The 22,540-nt window shown below is 73.4% G+C and carries 20 protein-coding genes; 13 read left to right on the top strand and 7 right to left on the bottom strand.

Going from position 1 to position 22,540, the window contains the following annotated elements:
- Positions 1-34 precede the first annotated feature (34 nt).
- Positions 35-748 (top strand): hypothetical protein, encoded by a 714-nt coding sequence (locus O7635_RS06640; protein ID WP_278079532.1) that lies wholly within the window; start codon positions 35-37, stop codon positions 746-748.
- On the top strand, positions 748-1,254 hold the full coding sequence (locus O7635_RS06635; protein ID WP_278079531.1) for a hypothetical protein: 507 nt from the start codon (positions 748-750) through the stop codon (positions 1,252-1,254). Before O7635_RS06640 ends, O7635_RS06635 begins: the two co-directional genes overlap by 1 nt.
- Here the strand turns inward: O7635_RS06635 and O7635_RS06630 are convergent.
- Both O7635_RS06630 and O7635_RS06625 read right to left on the bottom strand, forming a co-directional pair.
- Positions 1,244-4,603: a serine protease gene (locus O7635_RS06630; protein ID WP_278079530.1), complete on the bottom strand. Its 3,360-nt coding sequence runs from the start codon at positions 4,601-4,603 to the stop codon at positions 1,244-1,246. The two genes, O7635_RS06635 and O7635_RS06630, sit on opposite strands and share 11 nt — an antisense overlap.
- Before the next feature lie 39 nt (positions 4,604-4,642).
- Entirely contained in the window at positions 4,643-6,283 is a 1,641-nt protein-coding gene (locus tag O7635_RS06625; RefSeq protein WP_278079529.1) for a DNA repair helicase XPB, read from the bottom strand.
- Between the two features lie 165 nt (positions 6,284-6,448).
- Between O7635_RS06625 and O7635_RS06620 the strand changes: the two genes are divergently transcribed.
- The 4 genes from O7635_RS06620 to O7635_RS06605 all read left to right on the top strand — a co-directional run bounded on the left by O7635_RS06620 (position 6,449) and on the right by O7635_RS06605 (position 10,216).
- Positions 6,449-7,261 (top strand): L,D-transpeptidase family protein, encoded by an 813-nt coding sequence (locus O7635_RS06620; RefSeq protein WP_278079528.1) that lies wholly within the window; start codon positions 6,449-6,451, stop codon positions 7,259-7,261.
- 32 nt (positions 7,262-7,293) lie between these two features.
- Positions 7,294-7,509 (top strand): hypothetical protein, encoded by a 216-nt coding sequence (locus O7635_RS06615; RefSeq protein WP_278079527.1) that lies wholly within the window; start codon positions 7,294-7,296, stop codon positions 7,507-7,509.
- Between the two features lie 79 nt (positions 7,510-7,588).
- Complete coding sequence (locus O7635_RS06610) at positions 7,589-8,323, top strand: ABC transporter ATP-binding protein (RefSeq protein ID WP_278085385.1); 735 nt, start codon at positions 7,589-7,591, stop codon at positions 8,321-8,323.
- 12 nt (positions 8,324-8,335) lie between these two features.
- Positions 8,336-10,216, top strand: a complete 1,881-nt coding sequence (locus tag O7635_RS06605; RefSeq protein ID WP_278085384.1) for an ABC transporter permease — start codon at positions 8,336-8,338, stop codon at positions 10,214-10,216.
- Between the two features lie 317 nt (positions 10,217-10,533).
- Here O7635_RS06605 and O7635_RS06600 read toward each other — a convergent pair whose 3' ends face one another.
- The gene (locus O7635_RS06600) at positions 10,534-12,951 is read right to left on the bottom strand and encodes a helicase-associated domain-containing protein (protein ID WP_278079526.1); all 2,418 of its coding nucleotides are present in this window, start codon (positions 12,949-12,951) and stop codon (positions 10,534-10,536) included.
- A gap of 62 nt (positions 12,952-13,013) precedes the next feature.
- Between O7635_RS06600 and O7635_RS06595 the strand changes: the two genes are divergently transcribed.
- Both O7635_RS06595 and O7635_RS06590 read left to right on the top strand, forming a co-directional pair.
- On the top strand, positions 13,014-13,631 hold the full coding sequence (locus O7635_RS06595; protein WP_278085383.1) for an HAD hydrolase-like protein: 618 nt from the start codon (positions 13,014-13,016) through the stop codon (positions 13,629-13,631).
- Between the two features lie 35 nt (positions 13,632-13,666).
- Complete coding sequence (locus O7635_RS06590; RefSeq protein ID WP_278079525.1) at positions 13,667-14,053, top strand: cold shock domain-containing protein; 387 nt, start codon at positions 13,667-13,669, stop codon at positions 14,051-14,053.
- Here O7635_RS06590 and O7635_RS06585 read toward each other — a convergent pair.
- Genes O7635_RS06585 through O7635_RS06575 form a run of 3 tightly spaced genes read right to left on the bottom strand, consistent with a single transcriptional unit; the run spans position 14,014 to position 17,212 of the window.
- Complete coding sequence (locus O7635_RS06585) at positions 14,014-14,847, bottom strand: 1,4-dihydroxy-6-naphthoate synthase (protein WP_278079524.1); 834 nt, start codon at positions 14,845-14,847, stop codon at positions 14,014-14,016. The two genes, O7635_RS06590 and O7635_RS06585, sit on opposite strands and share 40 nt — an antisense overlap.
- 5 nt (positions 14,848-14,852) lie before the next feature.
- Complete coding sequence (locus O7635_RS06580; protein WP_278085382.1) at positions 14,853-15,473, bottom strand: futalosine hydrolase; 621 nt, start codon at positions 15,471-15,473, stop codon at positions 14,853-14,855.
- Positions 15,474-15,502: 29 nt separating this feature from the next.
- On the bottom strand, positions 15,503-17,212 hold the full coding sequence (locus O7635_RS06575) for an MFS transporter (protein WP_347405262.1): 1,710 nt from the start codon (positions 17,210-17,212) through the stop codon (positions 15,503-15,505).
- A gap of 78 nt (positions 17,213-17,290) precedes the next feature.
- Here O7635_RS06575 and O7635_RS06570 point away from each other — a divergent pair, with 78 nt between their 5' ends.
- The gene (locus O7635_RS06570; protein ID WP_278079523.1) at positions 17,291-18,037 is read left to right on the top strand and encodes a DUF3027 domain-containing protein; all 747 of its coding nucleotides are present in this window, start codon (positions 17,291-17,293) and stop codon (positions 18,035-18,037) included.
- Here the strand turns inward: O7635_RS06570 and O7635_RS06565 are convergent.
- Positions 18,001-18,267: a DUF2530 domain-containing protein gene (locus O7635_RS06565; protein ID WP_278079522.1), complete on the bottom strand. Its 267-nt coding sequence runs from the start codon at positions 18,265-18,267 to the stop codon at positions 18,001-18,003. The genes O7635_RS06570 and O7635_RS06565 overlap by 37 nt on opposite strands.
- 89 nt (positions 18,268-18,356) lie before the next feature.
- On the opposite strand from O7635_RS06565, the gene O7635_RS06560 reads away from it, so the two are divergent.
- The 4 genes from O7635_RS06560 (at position 18,357) to O7635_RS06545 (ending at position 22,477) form a co-directional block, all read left to right on the top strand.
- A complete protein-coding gene (locus O7635_RS06560) occupies positions 18,357-19,832 on the top strand; it encodes an NCS2 family permease (protein WP_278079521.1) in 1,476 nt (491 codons plus the stop codon).
- Between the two features lie 53 nt (positions 19,833-19,885).
- Entirely contained in the window at positions 19,886-20,335 is a 450-nt protein-coding gene (locus O7635_RS06555; protein WP_278079520.1) for a MarR family transcriptional regulator, read from the top strand.
- Between the two features lie 67 nt (positions 20,336-20,402).
- Positions 20,403-21,692, top strand: coding sequence for an MFS transporter (locus O7635_RS06550; protein WP_278079519.1), 1,290 nt, complete (start codon positions 20,403-20,405; stop codon positions 21,690-21,692).
- 38 nt (positions 21,693-21,730) lie between these two features.
- On the top strand, positions 21,731-22,477 hold the full coding sequence (locus O7635_RS06545) for a maleylpyruvate isomerase family mycothiol-dependent enzyme (protein WP_278079518.1): 747 nt from the start codon (positions 21,731-21,733) through the stop codon (positions 22,475-22,477).
- Positions 22,478-22,540: the final 63 nt, after the last annotated feature.

The raw sequence follows: 22,540 nt of genomic DNA, 5'->3' as shown, positions 1-22,540 counted from the left end.
CGGCACTGCCGATTCTCTCCACCGTGGAGCGAGGTTGGAAGGCGCCGAAAACCCGATCCTCTACGTCGAGGAGTGCCGCCGGCTGCCGTTGCGCCCCCGCCGGCCGGCGGTTCCGGGCACGGTGCTGGTCTACCGCAGCCGGTCCGGCCGGCTCTCCGCGCCGCCCAACGGCTACACCGCGGGCGAGCTGTGGTGGCGCGGCCCCCGGGTGCGATACGAGGTCGACGTCACCAGCCATCCGCTGCGGCTGACCTGTCCGGTCGACAACCCGCACGGCGTACGCGCGTCCGTCGAGGTGCACGGCGCCTGGCGCGTGATCGACCCCCGCGCGGTCGTGGCCAACCGGATCACCGACGCCCCGCGCCGCTGCCGGCAGCGGGTCGAGCTCGCGATCGCCGCCGCCTTCGCCGACAGCCGCAGCCCGGCCGAGCTCGAGTCCGCCGTCCGCGGCCGTCTGCCGGCGCGGCTCACCCTGGCCGAGGGCCTGGCCGCCGAGCAGCTGCGGGCCCGGGTCTTCGCCGGCGGCCCGCGCCGGCAGCTGATCCGGGAGCTGTTCACGGCCGACCCCGACGACGGCGGTGTCGATCCGCTGGTCGAGCTGCGCAACGACGCCGAGCTGGCCCGCGCGGGGCTCGACGCGACGCAGGAGCACGTCGACGACGGGGTGGTCAGCGCCGCGCTGCGCCGCTACGTCGCCCTGCTGGCCCGCCTCGAGGCGCGCGCCACCGACGACGGTGTCGACCGGTGATGGACCAGGCCGACCAGGCGGTCGACTGGGCCGGGGACCGGCTGGGCTCCTACGACCGGTGGGCCCTGGTGCCGCTGTTGCTGGTCGCCCTCTATCTGGTCGTCGCGCTGCTGTTCCGCCGGGTCCTCCCGGTGCTGCTCGACCAGGTGGTCGCCCCGCTCGCGGTGCTGGCGGTGGGCGTGGTCGGGATCGGCGCACTGACCCTGGAGTTCCTGGCCGCGCAGCCGTTCCGGCTCGCCCGCCGCCCGCCACCGCGCCTGCTCTACGCGGTCGGTGACCTGACGGTCGGCGCGATCCCGACCGTGCAGCGCTGGTTGCGTGGCCTCGGCCGGCAGGTATGGCGGCTGGCCTGGCTGCGCGGCTGGGTGGTGCTGCTCGTCGCGGCCGCGGTGCTCGCCTGGTGGAACCACGGCTGGTGCGACCGGCACGCGGGCGCGAGCTGCGCGGCGCCGGTGACCGCGTGGCAGTCGACGGTCGGCGACTGGTGGCGCGACGTCACCCGTTAGCTCGGGTCAGGTCACTCACCAGTGTGGACATCCGGTCGCCCCAGATCTGCAGGCGTACGACCAGCCGTGGGCCGAGCACGGGCAGCCGGCGCCAGCGGGGCAGCTCCGCCGCCAGGTCGGTGAGCAGCCGCAGCGCCGCCGGCCGGTCGTCGTCGGCCACCGCCTGAGCCGCGGCGGTGCGCAGGAACACCGGGTACGACCCGTCGCCGGCCACGGACTCCGCGAACTCCGCCGGTGACAGCCGGGCCAACTGCGTCAGCGCGGCCCGGCGCAGCTCGCCGGGTTGGGCGGGATCGTCCAACCAGGAGCGCAGCCGGGCCAGGGCGGCGGGCTGCTCGGCCGGCTCGGCGAACAGCCACACCGACAGCGCGCGATTGGCCGGCGACTCCTCGCGGTCGTTCGCCAGCACCCGCATGGCCCGCGCGGCCAGCTCGGGATGGGCCGGGCGGAGCGTGCTGGCCAGCCGGACCCGCCGCGCCCAGCCCAGGCTGCGGTCGCGCATGACGAGCTCGACGAGCGGGCTCACACTGGCCGGATCGAGTCCGCCCACGATCTCCAGCGCGCCGGTGATCGCGTCGGTGAACCGGTCGAGCTGCTCGGCCAATCCCGGCGTCGCCGCGCCACCGGGCTCGGGCCAGATGACGCTGTCGACGTCGATCCGGCCCGCGTGGCTGCCGGCGGGCGCCATCGGCTCCGCCGGGTCCGCACTGCTGACCAAAATCCCGAGGACTTCGAGGGCGTTGAGCCGCTCGGTGATCGACAGGCGCGGGTCGAGGCTGCGCCGCACCAGCGCGGCCGACGCCGCGGGTAGCTCCCCGAGCCGGGCCAGGAGGGTCAGCGCGCGTACGCGTACCGCCTCGCTGTTGCTGGTCTCGACGGTCTGGACCATGCGCTGCACGGCGTGCGGCCGCTCGTCCGGCCCGCCGACCTCGGCCAGCGTCCGCTGCGCCCAGAGCCGGTCCTCGTCGGACATCGGCCGCTCGTAGGCGAGGTCCACCGCCGAGCCCAGCCCCACCTCCCGGTCGGCGGCCGTGCCGTCGGTCATCAGCACCCGCGCGGCCTCGATCCGCTGCGGCACCGGCAGCTGCCGGTCGAGCGCGAGGTCGATCACGATGCTGCTGTTGCTGGTTCGCTGCAGCACCGCGCGCAGCGCCCGGTTGAGCGTCTGCGCCTCCTGGTCACCCAGCTCGCCCATCCGCCGGATCGCCTGGGTGACCAGCCCGACCACGGCCGGCCCGGCGCCGCGGACCAGCGCGCCGCCGTCCTCGATGACGCCGGCCACCGCGGGCAGGGCCGGGCGGCCCCGGGTGCCGGCCGACTGGAGGATCGACTCGACCACCGGCACGGAGTCGTTGCCTGCCCGCACCCAGCCGGCGAACGTGAACATGCCCAGGCTGTCGAGGCCCTGCTCGGCGACGCGGTGCGGCCACGCGGCCGAGCTGAAGTCGGGCACGATCAGCCGCGACGCCAGGTATTCGGCGAAGCTCTGGTGGATGAACTCGAGCTGGTCGCCGTGCGCGACCAGCAGGCCGGTGCTGAGCAGCAGCTCGCGCAGGTGGCCGGGGCCCACGCCGAGCGGCGGGGTGGTCGACTGCGCCGCGACCCACTCGCCGGCCAGCGACAGCAGCGGCCGGCGGTCGCCGCGCAGCCGTTCCAGGGCCAGGTGGCTCAGGCAGTCGAGCCGCTTGTCGAACAGGAAGTCGCCGTACTCGACCGCGCCCCGGCCGAGCGGCGCGAGCTGGTCGAGGAAGAGCTGCCGGCTGGTCGAGCGCTGCTGGCGCTGGGTGAGCAGCGTGGTCACGAAGACCTCGTAGAGGCCGGTGCGGTCGATCGGCAGCTCGCCGCCGGGCTGTTCCTCGTGCACGACGGCGGCGATCGTGGCGATCAGCGGGACCTGCACGAGCGTGCCGAGGCCGCTGCGGCGGATGCTGTCGAGGAACTCGTCCGGCTCGATCGGCGACGGCTCGCCACCCGGTGGGCGGAACCAGTTGGTGGCGAACTGCCGGAGTGCCGGGCGGTCGAACGGGCGCAGGTCGTATTCGCCGAGCCGGAGCAGCCGGTCGGCGCCCAGGCTGGCCCGCAGCCGGGCGAACTCGCGGTCGTCGAGCACCCGGCTGGCGACCACGAACCGCGCCTCCGAGCCGTACTCCGCGACCCGCTGGGCCAGCATCTCGACGAGTCGGCGCCGCTCGTCGCGGTCGATCACCTCGTCGAGCCCGTCGACCATGACCAGCCACTCGGCGCCCCGGGCCGGCGCCGTCCGGAACATCTCCGCGGTGACGCCGCCGTCCTGGAAGCCGGCCAGGTCGCTGTTGACCGACAGCGCCAGCGAGTCGCTCCACGACCGGGCGCCGAGCAGGTCGGCGGCGGTCGTGCGGACCGCGACCACCCGGCCGATCTCCGGCTCGTCGTCGGGCCCGGCCGGCTCGTCGCGCAACCACCACTGTGCGCAGTCGGCCACGAGCTGCAGCAGCAGGGTCGACTTGCCGCCGCCGGGCCCGCTGACCACGAGCACGTTGCGGTGCCGGCGGAGCATCTCGGCCGGCCGGATGACCTCGGGCTCGCTCCCGATGCTCCACGACTCGGTGCGCTGCTCGACATAGACGGTCGACAGCGGTGGCGCGGCCCGGCGGGTCAACTGCGCCAGCTTGTACGGATACCGCTTGGCCACCTCGCGCTGCGCGCGCAGCATGCGGTGCAACGGCGTCCCGCGGGCCGGCCGGTGGAGCGGCGGCCGGGCCCGTCGGTGCTCGCCCAGCACCGACCGGTGCTCGGTGTAGGTGCTCAGGATGATGTTGCCGCGGATCATCGCGCCCGACTCGCCGAGCCGCATCCGACCGGCCTTGAGCATGCCGCGCACCTGGCCGGTGTCGTCGACCATCGGCGCGCCGCTGAGCCCGGGCACGATGTGGCGGGCGTCGACCTTCTTGTAGGCGCCGCTGTCACCGATCACGTCGACCAGCACGCTGTCCGCCGCGGGGTCGGGTTCCGGCGTCCACCGGCTGAAGCCGTACACCGCCAGCTGTTTGACGTCGTTGCCCAGGTAGGCCGGCTCGATGTGGGCGTAGCGGTTGTCGAGCACGTCGACGCCGAGGAACGCGATGTCGGGGAACGGGTAGGACGCGCCGGCGCCGCGCGACCGGGGCGCCCGCACGAGCACCCGGGCCGGCACGATCCGCCCGCCCCAGCTCACCTGGACCGTGTCACCGGCGTCCTCGACCACGTGCGCGCAGGTCACCACGATCCGCAGCGCCATGAAGAAGCCGCTGCCCAGGAACGTGCCGTCGGCGCCGAGCACCATCACCGCGCAGTCGCGGGCCTCGGCGCCGGCGTCCGGCGGTATCCGCACGCCAGTGATTCTGGCGAGCCGGCCCGCCCGTTGTCGATATCAGGCGAGCACGTCGTCGGCGTCCACGATCGTGTAGGCGTAGCCTTGCTCGGCCAGGAATCGCTGCCGGTGGGCGGCGTACTCGGTGTCGATCGTGTCGCGGGACACCACGGTGTAGAAGTGCGCCTGCCGCCCGTCGGACTTGGGGCGCAGCACCCGGCCCAGCCGCTGCGCCTCTTCCTGCCGGGAGCCGAACGTGCCCGACACCTGGATCGCCACCGCCGCCTCGGGCAGGTCGATGGAGAAGTTGCCGACCTTCGAGATGACCAGCGTCGGGATCTCGCCGGAGCGGAACGCGTCGAAGAGCCGCTCGCGCTCCTTGTTGGTGGTGGCGCCCTGCACGATCGGCGCGTCGAGGTAGTCGCCGATCTGGTGCAGCTGCTCGATGTAGGCCCCGATCACCAGGATCTGGTCGCCCTTGTGCTTGTCGACCAGCGCGCGCACGACCGGCAGCTTGGTGCGCGCCGTCGCGGCGGCCCGGTAGCGCTCGTCGGTCTCCGCCGTCGCGTACGACATGCGCTCCTCGTCGGTGAGGGTGACCCGCACCTCGGTGCACTCGGCTGGGGCGATCCAGCCCTGGGCCTCGATGTCCTTCCACGGGGCGTCGTAGCGCTTCGGGCCGATCAGCGAGAACACGTCGCCCTCGCGGCCGTCCTCGCGGACCAGGGTCGCGGTCAGGCCGAGCCGCCGGCGGGCCTGGAGGTCGGCGGTGAACCGGAAGATCGGCGCGGGCAGCAGGTGCACCTCGTCGTAGATGACCAGACCCCAGTCGCGGGCGCCGAACAGGTCGAGGTGGCTGAACTGGCCGCCGCGCCGCGTGGTCAGCACCTGGTAGGTGGCGATCGTGACCGGGCGGATCTCCTTGCGCTCGCCCGAGTATTCGCCGATCTCCTCCTCGGTCAGCGACGTGCGGGCGATCAGCTCCCGCTTCCACTGCCGCCCCGCGACGGTGTTGGTGACCAGGATCAGCGTGGTCGCCTTGGCCTCGGCCATCGCGGCCGCGCCGACCAGCGTCTTGCCGGCGCCACAGGGGAGCACCACGACGCCCGAGCCGCCGGCCCAGAACGACTGCACCGCCTCTTCCTGGTAGGACCGCAGGTGCCAGCCGTCCTGGGCGAGGTCGATCTGGTGCGCCTCGCCGTCGACGTAGCCGGCCAGGTCTTCCGCCGGCCAACCGAGCTTGAGCAGCGCCTGCTTGAGCCGGCCCCGCTCCGACGGGTGCACGACCATGGTGTCGTCGTCGAGCTTGGCGCCGAGCATCCCGGCCAGCTTCTTGCTCTTGGCCACCTCGATCAGCACCACCCGGTCGGTGGCATGCAGCACGAGGCCGTGGGTGGGGTGGTTGACCAGCTGCAGCCGGCCGTAGCGGTCCATCGTCTCGGCGACGTCGACCAGCAGCGCGTGCGGCACCGGGTAGCGGGAATATTTGATCAGCGCGTCGACCACGCCCTCGGCGTCGTGGCCGGCGGCGCGCGCGTTCCACAGGCCGAGCGGGGTCAGCCGATAGGTGTGCACGTGTTCGGGGGAGCGTTCGAGCTCGGCGAACGGCGCGATGGCCATCCGGCAGGCGAGCGCGTCGGGGTGGTCGACCTCGAGCAGCAGGGTCTTGTCGGACTGGACGATCAACGGGCCGTCGTTCACGCGGGCACTCCCCGAAAGGTCTGGAAGGCGACCCTCCAGTGTTGCACGGAAGCTGGGTGCCCGAAGAAAAGGTGAAGGGATCCGCAACCATCCCGGGTTGCCGTACGTCTATGTAGCGACGACAGCTCTGGGGAGGGCTCGATGCACGGTGTGCGCTCAACGACCATGCGTCTCGTTGCCGTCGCTGTCGTCACGGTGGTCGGTGCCGGCGCGTGCACGTTCGCGCCGTCGCAACCAACGGCGACGGGCGGGGAGCCGGTGCCGGTGAGCGCGACGGGCGGAACGGGGGCGAGCGGCCCGCCGGACCCGACCACACCGACTCCTAAACCCCGCCAAACCACCCAAAAGCCCAAGCCCGCGGCGAAGCCGAAGCCCAAGCCGGCCGGGTGCCCAACGGGTGAGCGGCAGCGCGAGGTCGAGACCGCGCTCGCCGACCTGGGCACGTTCGGGACGATCGTCATCGACGGCAAGCAGTCGGCTGCGGACTGCAAGGCGATCAAGGCGTTCCAGCGGCGCTTCGGCATCCAGCCGGCCGAGGGCCGCGCCGGGCCGACCACCGCCAGTGTGGCGAAGCGCATCGCCGCCACCGACCCGCGAAAGTGCCGCGCCGGCTCGGGGCTCACCTTCTGCGTCGACCTGACCAACCAGACCGTGCTGGCCATCCGCGGCGGCAAGGTGGTGCTCGGGCCGACGGTGACCCGCACCGGCATGGCGGGCGGCTTCCAGACCCCGGCCGGCAACTACAAGGTCAACTTCCGCAACATCAAGGAGTGGTCCGACCCGTACGAGGTGTGGTTGCCCTACTGGCAGCACTTCACCGCAGGGATGGGCTTCCACGAGACCACCACCTACATCCACAACATGGCGATCGGCTCGCACGGCTGCGTCAACCTGCTCCCGTCCGACGCCCGCAAACTGTGGGACATGGGCAAGAACGGCACCCCGGTCCACGTGTACGGGCGGCGCCCCGGCACCTAGCCGCCGAGGCGGATCGATGTCACGCTTTGTGAATGGCCATCGATGAGCCCGACCAGGCGGCGCCGGTCTCCCGGCTGACCGTCGTCTCGTACGCGTTGATCGCCGTGCTGCTCCTCGCCTGGTTCCTCTACGGCTGGCTGGTGCAGCGGCAAGGCCTGATCAACTCGATCGGCGAGTCCGCCGGCACCGGCTTCGCCACGCTGCTGATCATTTCGATCGTCGGCAGCATCCGGCGCGCCCGCGGTTAGGTCAGCCCTACCCCCAAGAGGCCGGTCCGCGTGACTGATTCGCGGCGCTCCGACCGGTGGAATTGGTGGCGTGGACACGATGGTCACGACCGCGTCGGCGGTCGAACTTCAGGGAGTCACCCGGGTGTACGGGGCGCGGACCGCGACCGTGCGCGCACTGGACAATGTGGACATCTCGTTTCCGGCGGGCTCGTGGACGGCGGTGATGGGCCCCTCCGGGTCCGGCAAGTCGACGCTGCTGCACTGCGCCGCCGGGCTCGAGCGGGTCTCGGCCGGCCGGGTCGCCATCGCCGGCCAGGACATCACCGACGCCTCCGATGCCGAGCTGACCCGGCTGCGCCGTACCGTCGTGGGCTTCGTCTTCCAGAGTTTCAACCTCATCGGCGCGCTGACCGCCGAGCAGAACGTGGCGATGCCGCTGCGGCTCGCCGGCCGTCGACCGCGCCGGCGCGAGGTGCGCGACGTGCTCGACGCCGTCGGCCTCGGCGACCGCGTGCGGCACCGCCCGGCCGAGCTGTCCGGCGGCCAGCAGCAGCGGGTCGCGATCGCCCGCGCGATGGTCACCAAGCCGGCGGTGCTCTTCGCCGACGAGCCGACCGGCGCCCTCGACACCACGTCCGCGCGCACGGTGCTGCGCATGCTGCGGGCGATGGTCGACGGCAGCGGGCAGACGATCGTCATGGTCACCCACGATCCGGCCGCCGCCGCGAGCGCCGACCGGGTGGTCTTCCTCGGCGACGGGCGGGTGGTCGACACGCTGGACCGGCCGACCACCCGGCAGGTCGCCGACCGGCTCGCCCGATGGGAGGGCTGAGCCGTGCTGCTGATGGCGTTGCGTACGTTCCGCGACCGCTGGCCGGTCTTCCTCGGCGCGATCATCACGGTCTGCCTGGGTGTCGCGCTGGTGCAGTCGTCGCTGCTGACACTGGTCTCGGCGGCCACCGCGAAGGCGCCGCCCGGGCTGCCGGCGGCCGAGGCCCGCGCGATCAACGACGGCTACACGGCGGCGATCACGCTGCTCGGCATGACCCTCGGCCTCGCCTTCTTCGTGGCGATCTTCGTCGTGAGCTCCACGTTCGCGTTCACCGTGGCGCAGCGGCGCCGTGACCTGGCCCTGCTCCGGCTGACCGGCGCGGGCCGCGGCCAGGTGCGCACGCTGCTGGTCGGCGAGGCGCTGCTGCTCGGCGTGATCGGCTCCGCCCTCGGCGTGGTTCTCGGCCTGCCCGTGATGCGGCTGCAGGGTCGGATGCTGACCTCGTTCGAGCTCGCGCCGCCCGGCTTCACCGGCGAGTGGCGCTCCTGGATCGTCTGGGTGTCGGTGGGCACCGGCATCGGGGTGGCGGTGCTCGGCGTGCTGGCCGCGTCGCGCCGGGCGTCCCGGGTGCGCCCGCTGGAGGCGCTGCGCGACCTCGGGGCGGCCGCGAAGGTGATGACCGCGTCCCGCTGGGTGTTCGGCCTGTTCTTCCTCGCCGGCAGCATCGCGCTGCTGATCCTGGTGCCGGCCGTCGGCGGTGACGGGGCGCTGCCGCTGTCCGTCAACGCCACGTTCACCCTGGTCACCGCGTTCGCGCTGTTCGCGCCGCTGGTCGTCCCGCTGGTCGCGGCGCCGTTCGGGGCGCTGTTCCGGGGCCGGCTGGGCGGGCTCGCGCACGCCAACCTGCGCACCGGCGTACGCCGCAGCGCCTCCACCGCCGCCCCGATCATGGTGCTGGTGGCCTTCGTCGTCGGCATGGCCGGCATGACCGGCACGCTGTCGGAGGCCGGCCGGGGCGAGATCGTCCGCGACCTGCGGGCCGATTACGTGCTCGCCGCCGACCGGCCGCTGGGTGAGCAGGTCGCCGCGGTGCCGGGCGTGGCCGCCGTCTCCGAGGAGGCGCCGGTCGGCTTCGAGATCGGCGAGGCCGACGAGGACGGTCTCGAGTGGGAGTCCACCAACGGCATCGCCGTCGATCCGGCTGCCTATGTGGAGACTCACCGGGTGACGCCGACTGCCGGTGCGCTGGCCGACCTGCACGGCGCGACGATCGCGTTGACGCCGAGCGCGGCCACCGGTTGGCGGGTCGGCGACCACGTGCCGGTGCGCATCGAGGGCGGCCCGGCGGAGCTGCGGGTGGTCGCGTTGCTGCCCGAGACGTTGGCCGGCCCGGCCGCGTTGCTGCCGGCCGACCTGATGCCGGCCGGACCCCGCGACTACGTGGTGCGGGCGGACGATCCGGCCGCGGCGGCGGCCGGCCTCGCCGGGCTCGGCCAGGTGTCGACGGCCGCGCAGTGGGTCGACGCCTACAGCTCCGAGCAACAGGAGATCAGCGACCACATCATGGTGGCCCTGATCGGCATGGCGATGGTCTACACGGTGATCGCGATGGCCAACGCGGTGGTGATCGCCGCGTCCGACCGCCGGGCCGAGTTCGCGGCCGCCCGCGTCACCGGCCTGACCCGGGGCCAGGTGGTGGTCTCGGCGCTGGCGGAGTCGCTGGCCGTGGTCGCGATCGGCGTGCTGCTGGGGGTGCTGGCCGCGACGGGCAGCGTGCTGGGGATGGCGTCCGCGGTCAAGGACCTGGTCGGCGTGAGCGTCGTGAGTGTTCCCTGGACGATGCTCGGCGGTGTGGTCGCGCTCAGCGTGGTGGTGGTCGGCCTGACCAGCGTGCTCACCACGCTGTCGGCCACCCGCACCCCCGCGATCCGCCTGGTCGCGGCCCGCGACTGACGCCAACCCGCTTCGGTGCCCGGCCGCCGAACCGCGGCCGGGCCCGCGCGGTGGCCGGGTCCGCGCGTTGGCTGGGTCCGCGCGTTGACCGTGTCCGCGGTGGCTGGGTCCGCGCGTTGGCCGGGTCCGCGCGGTGGCTGGGTCCGCGGTGGCCGGGTCTGCGGTGGCTGGGTTCCGCGCGTCGGCCGGGTCTGCGGTGGCCGGGCCCGCGCGGTGGCTGGGTCCCCGCGGTGGCCGGGTTCGCGGTGGCTGGGTCCGCGCGGTGGCTGGGTCCGCGCGGTGGCCGGGTCCGCGGTGGCTGGGTCGCGCAGCGCGAGCTAGTCGAGGACGGCGGCGCTGATGCGGTGGAGGGCGAAGGTGTGCAGCATCTCGGTGCGCTCGTCCTCGGCCCGCAGATAGCCCGCGCCGATCGAGACCGGGCGAACCAGGCGCGACATGGTGGCGCCGTGGGCGTCGACGTAGCCGACCCAGACCAGCGCCTTGTCGCGGATCGCCTGTTGCAGCACCGCCAGCGCCTGGGTGTGGGTCTGCACCGCTACCGGGCCCGAGCCGTTGCCGGTGCGGCGGACCGCCGCCGGCGCCCGGCGGGCGGTGCGGGCCGCCGCGTCTCCACGCCGAATCGACTCCACGATGCCGAGCAGCCGCGGCGGGGTCAGCTGGACGCCGGCGATCGCGTCGACCGCGCCGGCCGCGCCGAGCCGGGCCAACCCGGTGCCGCGGGCCGGCGCGCGGCGCACCTTGGCCCGGCTGCGTACGGTCGCGCCGGTCGCGTCCTCGGGCACCGGTGCGTAGCCGGCCTCCCGCAGCTCCTGGAGGAGCCGGTTGCTGGGCATCGGCGTGACCAGCACCGTCGGCGCCAGCTTGCGCAGCCCCAGCGTGGCCAGCCGCCGGTCGGCGAGCACTTCGGCCACCAGCGCCTCGTCGTCGCTGCGCAGGTAGGAGCCGGCCCCGCCGACGCGCAGGCCGCCGTGGCGGCGGGCCACGTCATCGATCATGTAGGTCAGCGCCTGCGGCACCGGCGTGCGCGACCGGCGGCGGAACAGGGCGTGCAAATCGTCGGCCGCGAAGCCGGTGTCGAGCGCGTGCCGCACCGCCTCCGGGGTCACCCGATAGACGCTGGCGCCGCCGGCCGACTCGGGTTCCGCGACCACCTCGAGCTCGGCGGCCAACTCCGGCTCCGGCGGCCCGGGCACGACGACGCTCAGGTCGGCCTGCAGCAGGAAATGGTCGACCGGCGCGGGCAGCAGCGCGTCGAGCACCTTGATCGCGCTCGGCGGATCGTCGGGTGCCCGGTCGCCCTCGGCCCGCATGCCGAGCGGGTCGGCCGCGGCCCGCTCGTCGTGGCCCAGCTCGGCGGCGTCGTCCGCGAGCAACGCCCGGCCCGGTGCCGTCAGCGCGCCCAGGCCGGTGACGCCGAGCAGCGCGGCCTCGGTGAGCACCTCGCGATAAGCGCCCTCCCGCCCCCGGGTGCGCCGCGGCGCCTCCCAGTCGAGGCGGGCTAGCAGCTCGTCGGCGGTCGGCGCGGTGCCCGGTGGCTGGCCGGCCAGGATGCCCAGCACCGTGCGCCGGGTCGCGGGCGCCCCGGACCGCTCGACCTCGGGCGCCAGCACGGTGATCGGTCGGTCCCGCTCGTCGCGCTGCCCGACCAGGCCGGGCTGGCGGGTCATGGTGAGCCAGGCCGTCGCGAGGTCGGTCCAGCGCCGCGCGATCGACGAGGCCCGCCAGGCGTCGAAGCGGGCGGTCGGCAGCACCTGGGTCTCGGGCGCGGGCCGGCCGACCGGCGCGGCGTGCGCCTCGGCCTCACCGACCAGACCGGCGGCGTACGCGGCCTCCAGCAGCGTGGCCGCGATCCCGTCGTCGACACCGGCGGACCGGGCCAGCCGGCGCAGCTCGCGCACGCCGAGCCCGCCGGAGCGCAGCACGGTGGCCGGCTCGGCCTCGAGCGCCAGCAGCAGCGCCTCGGTGTGCCGCACCGCGTCCATCGCCTGGCCGGCGCCGGCCGAGTCGGCGGCCTTGGGCTCGCGGGCGGCCGCACCCAGCGCCGGCGGGGCCGGGTGCAGCGTGCCGAGCGGGCCGGTCTCGCGGCGCAGCAGCAGGCCGACCTCGCGCGGGAGCTCGAAGCCGCCGGTGGGCACGGCCACGAGCAGCGCGTTGTCGACCAGCCAGCGCACCGGGGAGCCGGCGTCCCCACCGCCGGCCAACGTGCCGACCGGCGGCCCGGCGGCGAGCCGGTCGAGCACGGCCCGGGCCTGCGGCGGCGCGGCCAGCACGGTGCGGCGCAGCCGGGCCGGGTCGGCCACGAGCTCCGCGGCGGACGCGTCGAGCAGGGCGGCGGGCCGGCCGAGACCCACCGGGTACGGCGAGGACACCTCGTCGACGCCGGTCGCGATGGCCAGCGCGTTCTCCGGCCCGTAGAGCACGAACCTGGCGCGCAGCCGGTCGATCGCCGCCCGGGTGAGCTGGCGGTCGACCCCGGACGCCAGGTTGAAGATCGCCTCGATGCTCGTCGTGCCGTCGTCGCTCCCACGGCTCAGCCGGGCCGCGTCGAGGATTTCCAGCGTGAACCGGTCGAAGCCGTCGAGCACGCGCGCGATCGACATCCGCGACTGGGCGCGCAGGGCGAGCGCGTTGAGGTCGGACGGCACGGGGACGACCAGATCGGGACGCATGCGCAGCAACGCCGCGAGCGTCTCGTCGGGCAGCGACCGGAGATGGTCGACAAGCATGGTGGTCATCGCCTTCCCACGCTATACGGCCGGCCAGCGTGCGCCGAGCGTGTGCGACTATCGGGCAGGTGATCACCACCCCAGCGGTCGGCTTCGACTTCGACATGACCCTCGCCGACACCCGCGCCGGCATCGCCGCCACCTTCCGCGAGCTGACCGCCGTCACCGGGACCTATGTGGATGACCAGGCCGCGATCGCGCGGCTCGGCCCACCGCTGCGGACCGAGCTGGCCAACTGGTTCCCGCCGGCCGAGCTCGAGGAAGCGGTCACGACCTACCGCGCGCTGTACGAGGTGCACGCCATCGAACCGACCGTCCTGCTGCCGGGCGCCCGGGCCGCCGTCGACGCCGTGCACGAGCTCGGCGGCCGTGTGGTGGTGGTCACGTCGAAGCTGGGCCGGTTGGCCGAGCTGCACCTGCGCCAGCTCGGCCTCGCCGTGGACGCGGTCGCCGGCGACCTGTTCGCCGAGGGCAAGGCGACGGCGATCACCGCGCACGGCTGCGGGGTCTACGTGGGAGACCACGTCGCCGACATGGTGGCCGCCCGTACCGCCGGCGTCCCTGGCGTCGGTGTCCCCACCGGCCCGTGTTCCGCCGAAGAGCTGGAGACGGCCGGCGCCCGGTTGGTTCTGACCGATCTCCGGGAATTCTCGGCGGCGCTTCCGGGCTTGCTCCAGCTAGCCTTGTGACGTCAGCAAGTCAGGTGCGATTCAGTGAGGTTGCAGTGCCGACCGGGCGAGTGAAGTGGTTCGACGCGACCAAGGGATACGGGTTCGTCACCAGTGACGAGGGTGGCGACGTGTTCCTGCCCAAGGGCGCGCTGCCAGCCGGCGTCACCGACCTCAAGGGTGGCCAGCGCATCGAGTTCGGCGTGGTCGACAGCCGCAAGGGCGCGCAGGCGCTCGGCGTCAAGCTGCTCGAGGCCCCGCCGTCGGTGGCCGAGCTCCGCCGCCGCCCCGCCGAAGAGCTGCAGGGCATGGTCGAAGACATGATCAAGGTGCTCGAGGCCCGGGTCCAGCCCGACCTGCGCCGCGGCCGGTTCCCTGACAAGAAGACGGCCCAGCAGGTCGCTCAGCTGCTCCACGCGGTCGCCCGCGAACTGGAGATCTGAGGAACGAGCCCCGCAGCGGCGGCGCGGCCGAGGAGGGCGTCGATGGCTTTGCGGCCCTCGGCGCCGAGGTCCTCGGTGAACTCGTTGACATAGAGCGCGATGTGCTGGTCGACCACGGCCTGCTCCATCTCCTGGGCGTGGGCGAGCACGTAGGCGCGGCTCGCCGAAGGGTCGGCCCAGGCCTGGCGCACGGAGTCGCGTACCCACTCGGTCGCGGCCGCCGGGTCGACGGTGCCGCGCTTGGCCAGGATCGCTCCCAGCGGGATCGGCAGTCCCGTGTCGCCCTCCCACCATTCGCCGAGGTCGACCAGCGCGGTCAGCCCGTGCCGCGGATAGGTGAACCGGGCCTCGTGGATGACCAGGCCGGCGTCGTAGGTCCCGGCCGCGACCGCGGGCATGATCTCGTGGAACGGCACGACGTCGATCGCCGCCGGCTGCTGCCCTGTGGCCCAGAGCCGGAACAGCAGGTACGCCGTGGTCCGGTCGCCGGGCACCGCGACCCGGGCGCCGTCGAGGTCGCGCGGGCCGTCCCGCCGGGTCAGCACGAGCGGCCCACAGCCCCGGCCGAGCGCCCCGCCGCAGGGCAGCAGCTCGTAGTCGTCCATCAGCCACGGCAGCGCCGCGTAACTGACCTTGACCAGGTCGAACGCGCCCTTTTCGGCGGCCGTGTTGGTCACGTCGACGTCGGCGTAGGTCACCTCGACCGGCGGCGCACCCGGCACCAGGCCGTGCGCCAGCGCGTAGAAGACGAACGTGTCGTTGGGGCACGGCGAGAAGGCCAGCGAGAGCGCCATGCCTGTCACGCTAACCCCAGCGTCCGGCCCACCCCGGTCAGGGCGGCGAGCGCCGCGGGGATGCGCCAGGCCGACCGGTCGCGCGGACCGACCAGGTTGGAGATCGTCCTGACCTCGGCGAACGGCAGGCCGGCGGCCGCGCACGCGACACCGTAGCCCTCCATGCCCTCGGCCACCGCGTCCGGGAAACGGGTGACGAGCGCCTCGGTTGACGCGGCCGTGCCCGTGACGGTGCTCACGGTCAGCACCGTGCCGGCGACCGCGTCGGGCAGCGCCGCGCGCAGGCGGGCGACCAGACCGGCGTCCGCGTCGACCCGGGCCGATCCGAAGCCGAGGTCGTCGATCGACAGGAACCCGTCGGGCGTCTCGGCACCCAGGTCGGCGGCCACGCTGCGCGTCGCGATCGCCACGCCACCGATCTCGACGCGACCCGCGATCCCGCCGCCGATCCCCAGGCAGATCACCCCGTGGTACGGGCGACCGCCCGCCTCCGCCAGCGCCAGCAGCCGAGCGGTGCCGGCAGCGGCCGCGGCCGGCCCGACACCCACGGCCGCGACGGCGACCCGCCCGTCGAGCCCGCCCCGAACGGCATCAGCCTCGGCCTCGACAGCCGTCACCAACAGCAGACGCGCTCCGCGGGCGGCGGTGCCGCCGGTCACGCCGGTGGGCCGGCGGTGTCGCGCCAGGGGTCCTCGCCGGGGCCGTCGACCGGGTTGCTCGGGCGATAGACGTGGTAGCCCGGCGGCGCCACCACGGTCTGGGTGGTGCCGTCGGCCTGTTCGGCGGCGGCCGGCATCGGCTTGGTGGCGTCCGGGCGCTCGGGCCGCGACCGCCGCCACCAGCCACGCCGGCTCGACCTGGGGAACTCGGCGGTGGGCGCCTCGGCGCGCGGCCGCGGCGGCTGACCCGTGGCCGGAGCCCGCGGCTCGGCGCGTGGCCCGTGCGGCGCGGCGGGCCGGCCGTCCTGCGACGCGGGCACCGGCTCCGGGTCGTCCGGGGTCGCCTCCACGTCGAACCGGCCGTGCAGCCGTTCCTTGCGCAACCGGCCGGCGACCAGCACCGAGCGCAGGGCGACGAGCGCGGCGAGGCCGGCCAGCAGCCCGATGCCGACCCGGCCGGTGACCGGGATCAGGCCGAGCCCGCCACCCGCGACGAACGCCAGCATCAGCACGGTCTCGGAGTGCGCGAACGCGCTGGCCCGCAGCCGCTCCGGCACGCGCTCCTGGATCGTCGCGTCGCCGGACAGCTTGGCGATGCCGCTCATCACGGCCGTGACCAGGCAAAGCAGCGCCACCATGGCCAGCGAGAAGCCGATCGTGGTGAGCACGGCCAGGCCGGCCACGATGATCAGGCCGCTGGACTGCAGGGCGACCGGCCGGTGGATGCGCAGCCGGGTGCCCAGCGCCGTGGCCAGGAACGTGCCGACGCCGAGCGCGGCGCCCATCACGGACAGCGCCATCCCGTCGCTGAGGTCGCGGCCGAACAGCGTCGTGTCGAGATAGCCGCCCTTGACCGCGAAGGCCAGGAAGAGCAGCAGGAAGCCGTAGAACGCGCGGAGCGTGGCGCTGCCGATCAGCGTCGCGATCACCAGGCGCCCGGAGAGCGGCCGGTCGCCGTTGCGGCGCAGCGCGCCGAAGATGGCCGCTATCGGCCTCGGCACCTGCTCCGGCGGGTCGGCGTCGGCTCGGCCGGGCAGCCGCAGCGAGATCACCATGCCGACCAGGAAGATCACGGCGGCGATGCGCAGGGGCCACTGGGGGCCGATGGCGAACGCGGCGACGCCGATCGGCGCGGCGATCGCGCCCGCCACTGTGCCGTAGATGCTGGCCCGGGCGCCCGCCTGGGACAGGCCGAGCCCTTCGGGCAGGAGCCGGGGGACGGCCGCGGATCTGGCCACGCCGTACGCCCGGGAAAGCGCGAGCACCCCGAACGCCGCCGGATAGAGGGCCAGGGAGTCGGTGTTGTCGGCCACCGCCCAGACCAGGAAGGCCCGGCCGAGGAACGTGGCGGCCAGGGCCCAACGCCGGCCGTGGCGGAAGTGGTCGAGCAGCGGGCCGACCACGGGCGCCAGCAGGGCGAACGGGATCATCGTGACGAGCAGGTAGAGCGCGACCTTGGTGCGGGCCTCGCCGAGGGGGACGTCGAAGAAGATGGTGCCGGCCAGGCCGATGGTGATCAACGTGTCGCCGGCACAGGAGGCCGCGTGCAGGTCGAACAGGCGCATCATGCCGGTTTCGCCCCGGGCGCCCTTGGAGCGGGCGGTGCCGACGCCGCGGCGGACACCCCGGCTCACGAGCCGGCCGCCCTTGACGGTCGAGCCGACGAACCGGCCGAGCGTCGACCCCGTGCGGCGTATCAACGGCATGCGCCCCATCCTCTCCCATCCCGGTGTCGGAGGCCCACACGCGTAGTGAAGAATGTCCGGGTGACCAGGAGTGCCGCCGTGCGATCCGCGAAGCTCGACCAGGTCTGTGCCGCGGCCGTCGACCTCGCGCGGGCGGCGGTCACCGAGGTCGACCCCTCCGAGGTGGGTCCCCACCTCGAGGCCGTCGCCGAGGGCGAGCGGCTGGTCACCCACTACTTTGCCTGCGAAACCCCCGGATATCGGGGTTGGCGCTGGGGCGTCACGGTGACCCGCGTCTCACGCAGCAAGCACGTGACCGTCTGCGAGACCGTGCTGCTGCCCGGCCCCGACGCGTTGCTCGCCCCGAGCTGGGTCCCCTGGCAGGACCGGCTCCAGCCCGGTGACCTCGGTGTCGGCGACCTGCTGCTGACCCCGGCCGACGACGACCGGCTGGTGCCGGGCTACACGCTCTCCGACGACCCGGCGGTCGACGAGGTGGCCTGGGAGCTCGGCCTCGGCCGCCCGCGGGTGATGTCCAAGGAGGGTCGCGAGGAGACCGCCCAGCGGTGGTACGACGGCGACCACGGCCCCGAGGCCGCCATCTCCACCGCCGCGCCCGCCGCCGCCCGCTGCCTGAGCTGTGGCTTCTATCTGCCGCTGGCCGGTGCGCTGCGCCAGGCGTTCGGGGTGTGCGGCAACATGTTCGCCCCCGACGACGGCCGGGCGGTCAGCGCCGACCACGGCTGCGGCGCGCACTCCGAGGCGCTCGCCGAGACTCCCGCCGCAGCGCCTGACGAGCTGCCGACGGTCTACGACGACGGCGAGGTCGAGTCGGTCGACGACTGAGCCGCGGCCAGCCGGCGCCGGCGGTTGGCGTCGTGCCGGATCATGACCGCGAGGCCGGGCAGGCCGAGCAGGAAGCCCGCCAGGCAGGTCCACAGCCAGTTTTCGCGCCCATCGCGGAAAAAGGCGAGCACGACGAGGCCGACGACGGCCCAGACCACCATCCCGCCCACCGCGAACGGCGTCATCGGCGGGTCGAGCGGCGCCACCCGTGGTTGTTGCTGGTCAGCCACTCGAAAAGGGTAACCAGGAAGATCTTTCGGTGAAACACCGGCTGTGGCAATATGCCCAGGTCATATCGATGATCTCCGTGGAGCCCGCCATGACCGAGGCACCGACCACGCCACGGGCAACGACGCCCGACCACCCGCGCAGCGGCTTCGACCGCTACTTCTCCATCAGCGACCGTGGATCCTCCATCGGCCAGGAGGTCCGCGGCGGCTTCGCGACCTTCTTCACGATGGCCTACATCGTGGTGCTGAACCCGCTGATCCTCGGCAGCGCCACCGACGCCACCGGCGCGCAGCTGGCGGTGGCCGCCATCGCCGCCGCGACCGCGCTGGTCGCCGGCGTGATGACGATCCTGATGGGCGTGGTCGCCCGCTTCCCGCTGGCGCTGGCCGCCGGCCTCGGCGTCAACGCGATGGTGGCCTACGAGATCGCGCCCCAGATGACCTGGGCCGACGCGATGGGCCTCGTGGTCATCGAGGGTGTGCTGATCGCCATTTTGGTGCTGACCGGCCTGCGGGAGACCATCTTCCGCTCGGTGCCGACCCAGCTCAAGGCGGCCATCGGCGTCGGCATCGGCCTCTTCCTCACGATCATCGGTCTCGTCGACGCGGGCTTCGTGCGCCGCATCCCGGACGCCGCCGGCACCACCGTCCCTGTCGGGCTCGGCATCAACGGCCGCCTGGTCACCTGGCCGGCGCTCGTCTTCGTGTTCGCCCTGCTGTTGACGATCATCCTGTTCGTGCGCCGGGTCCGCGGCGCCATCTTGATCGGCATCCTGTCGGCCACCGTGCTGGCGATCATCGTCGAGGCGATCGGCAAGATCGGTCCGTCGTTCGTCGACGGCAAGCCCAACCCGAGCGGCTGGTCGCTCAATGTGCCCAAGCTGCCGGACACCATCGTCGACCTGCCCGACCTGTCGCTGCTGGGCAAGTTCAACGTGCTCGACTCGTGGTCGAGCGCCGGCTGGCTGATCGTGCTGATGTTCGTGTTCACGCTGCTGATTACGGACTTCTTCGACACGATGGGCACGATGGTCGCGGTCGGCCAGGAGGGCGGCCTGCTCGACGAGAGCGGCATGCCACCGCGTACGCGGGAGATCCTGCTCGTCGACTCCGTCGCGGCCGCGGCCGGCGGCGCGGCCAGCGTCTCCAGCAACACGTCCTACATCGAGAGCGCGTCCGGCGTCGCCGAGGGTGCCCGCACCGGCGTGGCCAACCTGGTCACCGGCGGCCTGTTCCTGCTGGCCATGTTCATCGCGCCGCTGGTCACCGTCGTGCCGTTCGAGGCCGCGTCGGCCGCCCTGGTGATCGTCGGCTTCCTGATGATGACCGCGGTGCGCAGCATCGACTGGACCGACTACGAGATCGCGGTGCCGGCCTTCCTGACCATCGTGCTGATGCCGTTCACCTACTCCATCTCCAACGGCATCGGGGCCGGCATCGTCTCGTACGTCCTGATCAAGCTGGCCAAGGGCAAGGCCCGCGAGGTTCACCCCCTGTTGTACGCCGTCGCCGCCCTGTTCGTGGTCTACTTCCTGCGGGGTCCCATCGAGACGCTGATCTCGTGACCGGGGCCATACTCGCTGGTTGTTAGCCCGGCTCATTAGTTAGGCTAAGGATCGTGACGGAGCGGACGGTGACGGCAAAACGCGTCTCGGTGGCGCAGCTCGCCTCATCTCTGCGCGACGCGATCACCCGGTTCAACAGGCGGGTCAGGCAGACCCGCCCGGTCGGCGATCTCACGGTTACCCAGCTCTCCGCCCTGACCAGCCTCCAGCTGGCCGGCGCGCTGTCCCCCCGGGAACTCGCCGACGTCGAACGAGTCCAGCCGCCGACGATGACCAAGATCGTCGCCAAGCTGGAGGAGCGCGGGCTGGTGCAGCGGACCCCGCATCCGACCGACGGGCGCCAGGTGATCCTGGCCGCCACCGAGGCGGGTCGGGCCATCCTCGCCCAGCACGAGCGGGCCCGTGACGAGTGGCTGGCCCCTCGACTCGCCGCGCTGACCCCGGAGGAGCGGGAGACGCTCCGCCGGGCCGCGGAGATCCTGCAAAAAGTCGCGCGCGCCTGAGCCGGCCGCGTCGCTTCGTCCTGCGTGGATGACGCGTACGCGGATCTCTCTAGGAGGCGCAACAGTCTTGCGGGCCCGGCTCAACACGACGTTCCAGTCGCTCCAGGTGCGGAACTACCGGCTCTTCGCGATCGGTCAGCTGGTCAAGCTGATCGGCGTCTGGATGATGTTCACCACCCAGGACTGGCTGGTGTTCGAGCTGGGCGGCACGGCCGCGCAGCTGGGCATCGTGACCGCCCTGCAGTTCACCCCCGTGCTCGCGCTCACGCTGATCTCCGGCCGGCTCGCCGACCGCTACGACAAGCGCAGGATCCTGCTCGTCGCCAACGCCGCCTGGACCGTGCTGTGCGTGCTGTTCAGCCTCCTGGTGGTGGCCGGCGCGGCCCAGCTCTGGCACGTCTACGTGTTCGCCCTCCTGCTCGGTGTGGCCAGCGCCGTCGAGACGCCGGTGCGCCAGTCGTTCGTCTCGGAGCTCGTCGAGACCTCGCTGCTGCCCAACGCGCTCGGCCTGTCCGCGGCCACCTTCAACAGCGCACGGGTGATCGGGCCGTCGATCGCCGGTGTCGCCATCGCGCTGTTCGACGTCGGGCCGGTCTTCGTGCTCAGCGCCGTCCTGGCTGCCGGACCGCTGCTCTGCCTGGGCCGGATGCGGCCGGCCGAGCTCTACCGCTCCGACCTCACGCCGGCGGCGAACCGCGAGCCGGCGAAGGTGGTCGACGGCCTGCGCTACGTGCTGCGCCGGCCCGACCTCATGCTGCCGATGGTGCTGATGAGCACGCTGGCCTTCACGCTGTTCAACTTCCCCGTGACGCTGCAGGCGCTGGCCAAGAACGGCTTCAACACCGGCGCCGCGTCGTTCGGCCTGTTCACCACCGCGGTCGGCCTGGGCGCCCTGGTCGGCGCCCTGGTCGGCGGCACCCGGCGCGCCCGCCCCTCGGCCTACACCGTGATCACGTCGGCGATCGTGTTCAGCGCGCTCGCCATCGTGGTCGGCGTGCTGCCCCTCTACTGGCTGGTCGTCGTCGCGCTCGTACCCACCGGGTTCTTCATGGTCTTCTTCGCGCAGGCGGCCAACCAGCGGATCCAGCTCGGCACCGACGCCGCGTACCGCGGGCGGGTCATGGCCCTCTGGGTGTTTGTCTTCATGGGGCTCAACCCGGTCTCGGGGCCGCTGGTGGGCTGGCTGGCCGACCACGCCGGGCCCGGCGCCGCGATCTGGCTGGGCGGGATTGTGGCGCTGGCGGCGACCACGCTGTCGCTCGTCGTGCAGCTGCGGCACAGCGGCAGCCGGCTGCGGATGCGCCTGCGCCCGGTGCCGCGCGTCCACGTCGTGCCGGCGGTGGCCGAGCGGGTCTGACGCGCGTTCTGTCACACCGATCTGGTTTGCTGTGCGGCATGACCCGCGACGTGTTCCTCCGGTCCCTCGAGGCCGACTTCGCCGACCTGCGCGCGGCCGCCGTCGACCTCTCCGCGCCGGTGCCGTCCTGTCCGGGGTGGACGGTCGACGCCCTGGTCGACCACGTCGCCCACGTCTACCTGCACAAGGTCGAGACCATGCGGCTGGGCAAGCTGCCCGAGGCCTGGCCGCCGGAGCCGACCGGCGAGAAGTCGCTGGCGCTGCTCGACCGGGCCCACGCCGAGCTCGTCGCCGAGTTCGCCGAGCGCCCCGACGACCAGCCGTGCCCGACGTGGTACGAGCCGGATCAGACCGTCGGCTTCTGGGTCCGCCGGATGGCACAGGAGACGGTGATCCACCGCGTCGACGCCGAGCTGGCCGCCGGCTTCCCCATCTCGCCGATCCCGGCCGAGCTGGCCGACGACGGCATCGCCGAGGTGCTCGAGGTGTTCCTGTCCTACGCCACCCGCAACTGGCCCGAAGATTTCGGCGACCTGCTGCGCGCCGACGGCAACAAGTCGGTGCTGGTCAGTGCCGGCGGCGCGCGCTGGCTGGTCCGGCTTCACCACGGCAGCGTCGACATCGCGCCCGACACGGCCGGCCAGGCCGTCGCCCAGGTGTCCGGCGCACCCCACGACGTGCTGCTGTGGCTCTGGCGGCGGCTGGGCGACAACGCGGTCCGGGTGGACGGAGATGCGGCTGCGGTGGCCCGCCTCCGCGCCCTCCTCGAAGCCGCCACCCAGTGACGGTTTGACCGGTCGGTGCACCAAATGAAACCCAAATCGGTGGCGGTCGCTGCCAGAGCCGCA

Origin of the sequence: Asanoa sp. WMMD1127 (assembly GCF_029626225.1) — a bacterium.
Classification (GTDB): Bacteria; Actinomycetota; Actinomycetes; order Mycobacteriales; family Micromonosporaceae; genus Asanoa.
This window is presented reverse-complemented; position numbering and strand designations above follow the sequence as displayed.

Coding starts and splice junctions, on each gene's coding strand:
- O7635_RS06620 (WP_278079528.1), top strand. CDS start 6,449: ATGCGTCTCGTTGCCGTCGCTGTCGTCACGGTGGTCGGTGCCGGCGCG.
- O7635_RS06545 (WP_278079518.1), top strand. CDS start 21,731: ATGACCCGCGACGTGTTCCTCCGGTCCCTCGAGGCCGACTTCGCCGAC.
- O7635_RS06600 (WP_278079526.1), bottom strand. CDS start 12,951: ATGACCACCATGCTTGTCGACCATCTCCGGTCGCTGCCCGACGAGACG.
- O7635_RS06615 (WP_278079527.1), top strand. CDS start 7,294: ATGGCCATCGATGAGCCCGACCAGGCGGCGCCGGTCTCCCGGCTGACC.
- O7635_RS06585 (WP_278079524.1), bottom strand. CDS start 14,847: ATGGCGCTCTCGCTGGCCTTCTCGCCGTGCCCCAACGACACGTTCGTC.
- O7635_RS06610 (WP_278085385.1), top strand. CDS start 7,589: ATGGTCACGACCGCGTCGGCGGTCGAACTTCAGGGAGTCACCCGGGTG.
- O7635_RS06635 (WP_278079531.1), top strand. CDS start 748: ATGGACCAGGCCGACCAGGCGGTCGACTGGGCCGGGGACCGGCTGGGC.
- O7635_RS06560 (WP_278079521.1), top strand. CDS start 18,357: ATGACCGAGGCACCGACCACGCCACGGGCAACGACGCCCGACCACCCG.
- O7635_RS06575 (WP_347405262.1), bottom strand. CDS start 17,212: ATGCCGTTGATACGCCGCACGGGGTCGACGCTCGGCCGGTTCGTCGGC.
- O7635_RS06605 (WP_278085384.1), top strand. CDS start 8,336: ATGGCGTTGCGTACGTTCCGCGACCGCTGGCCGGTCTTCCTCGGCGCG.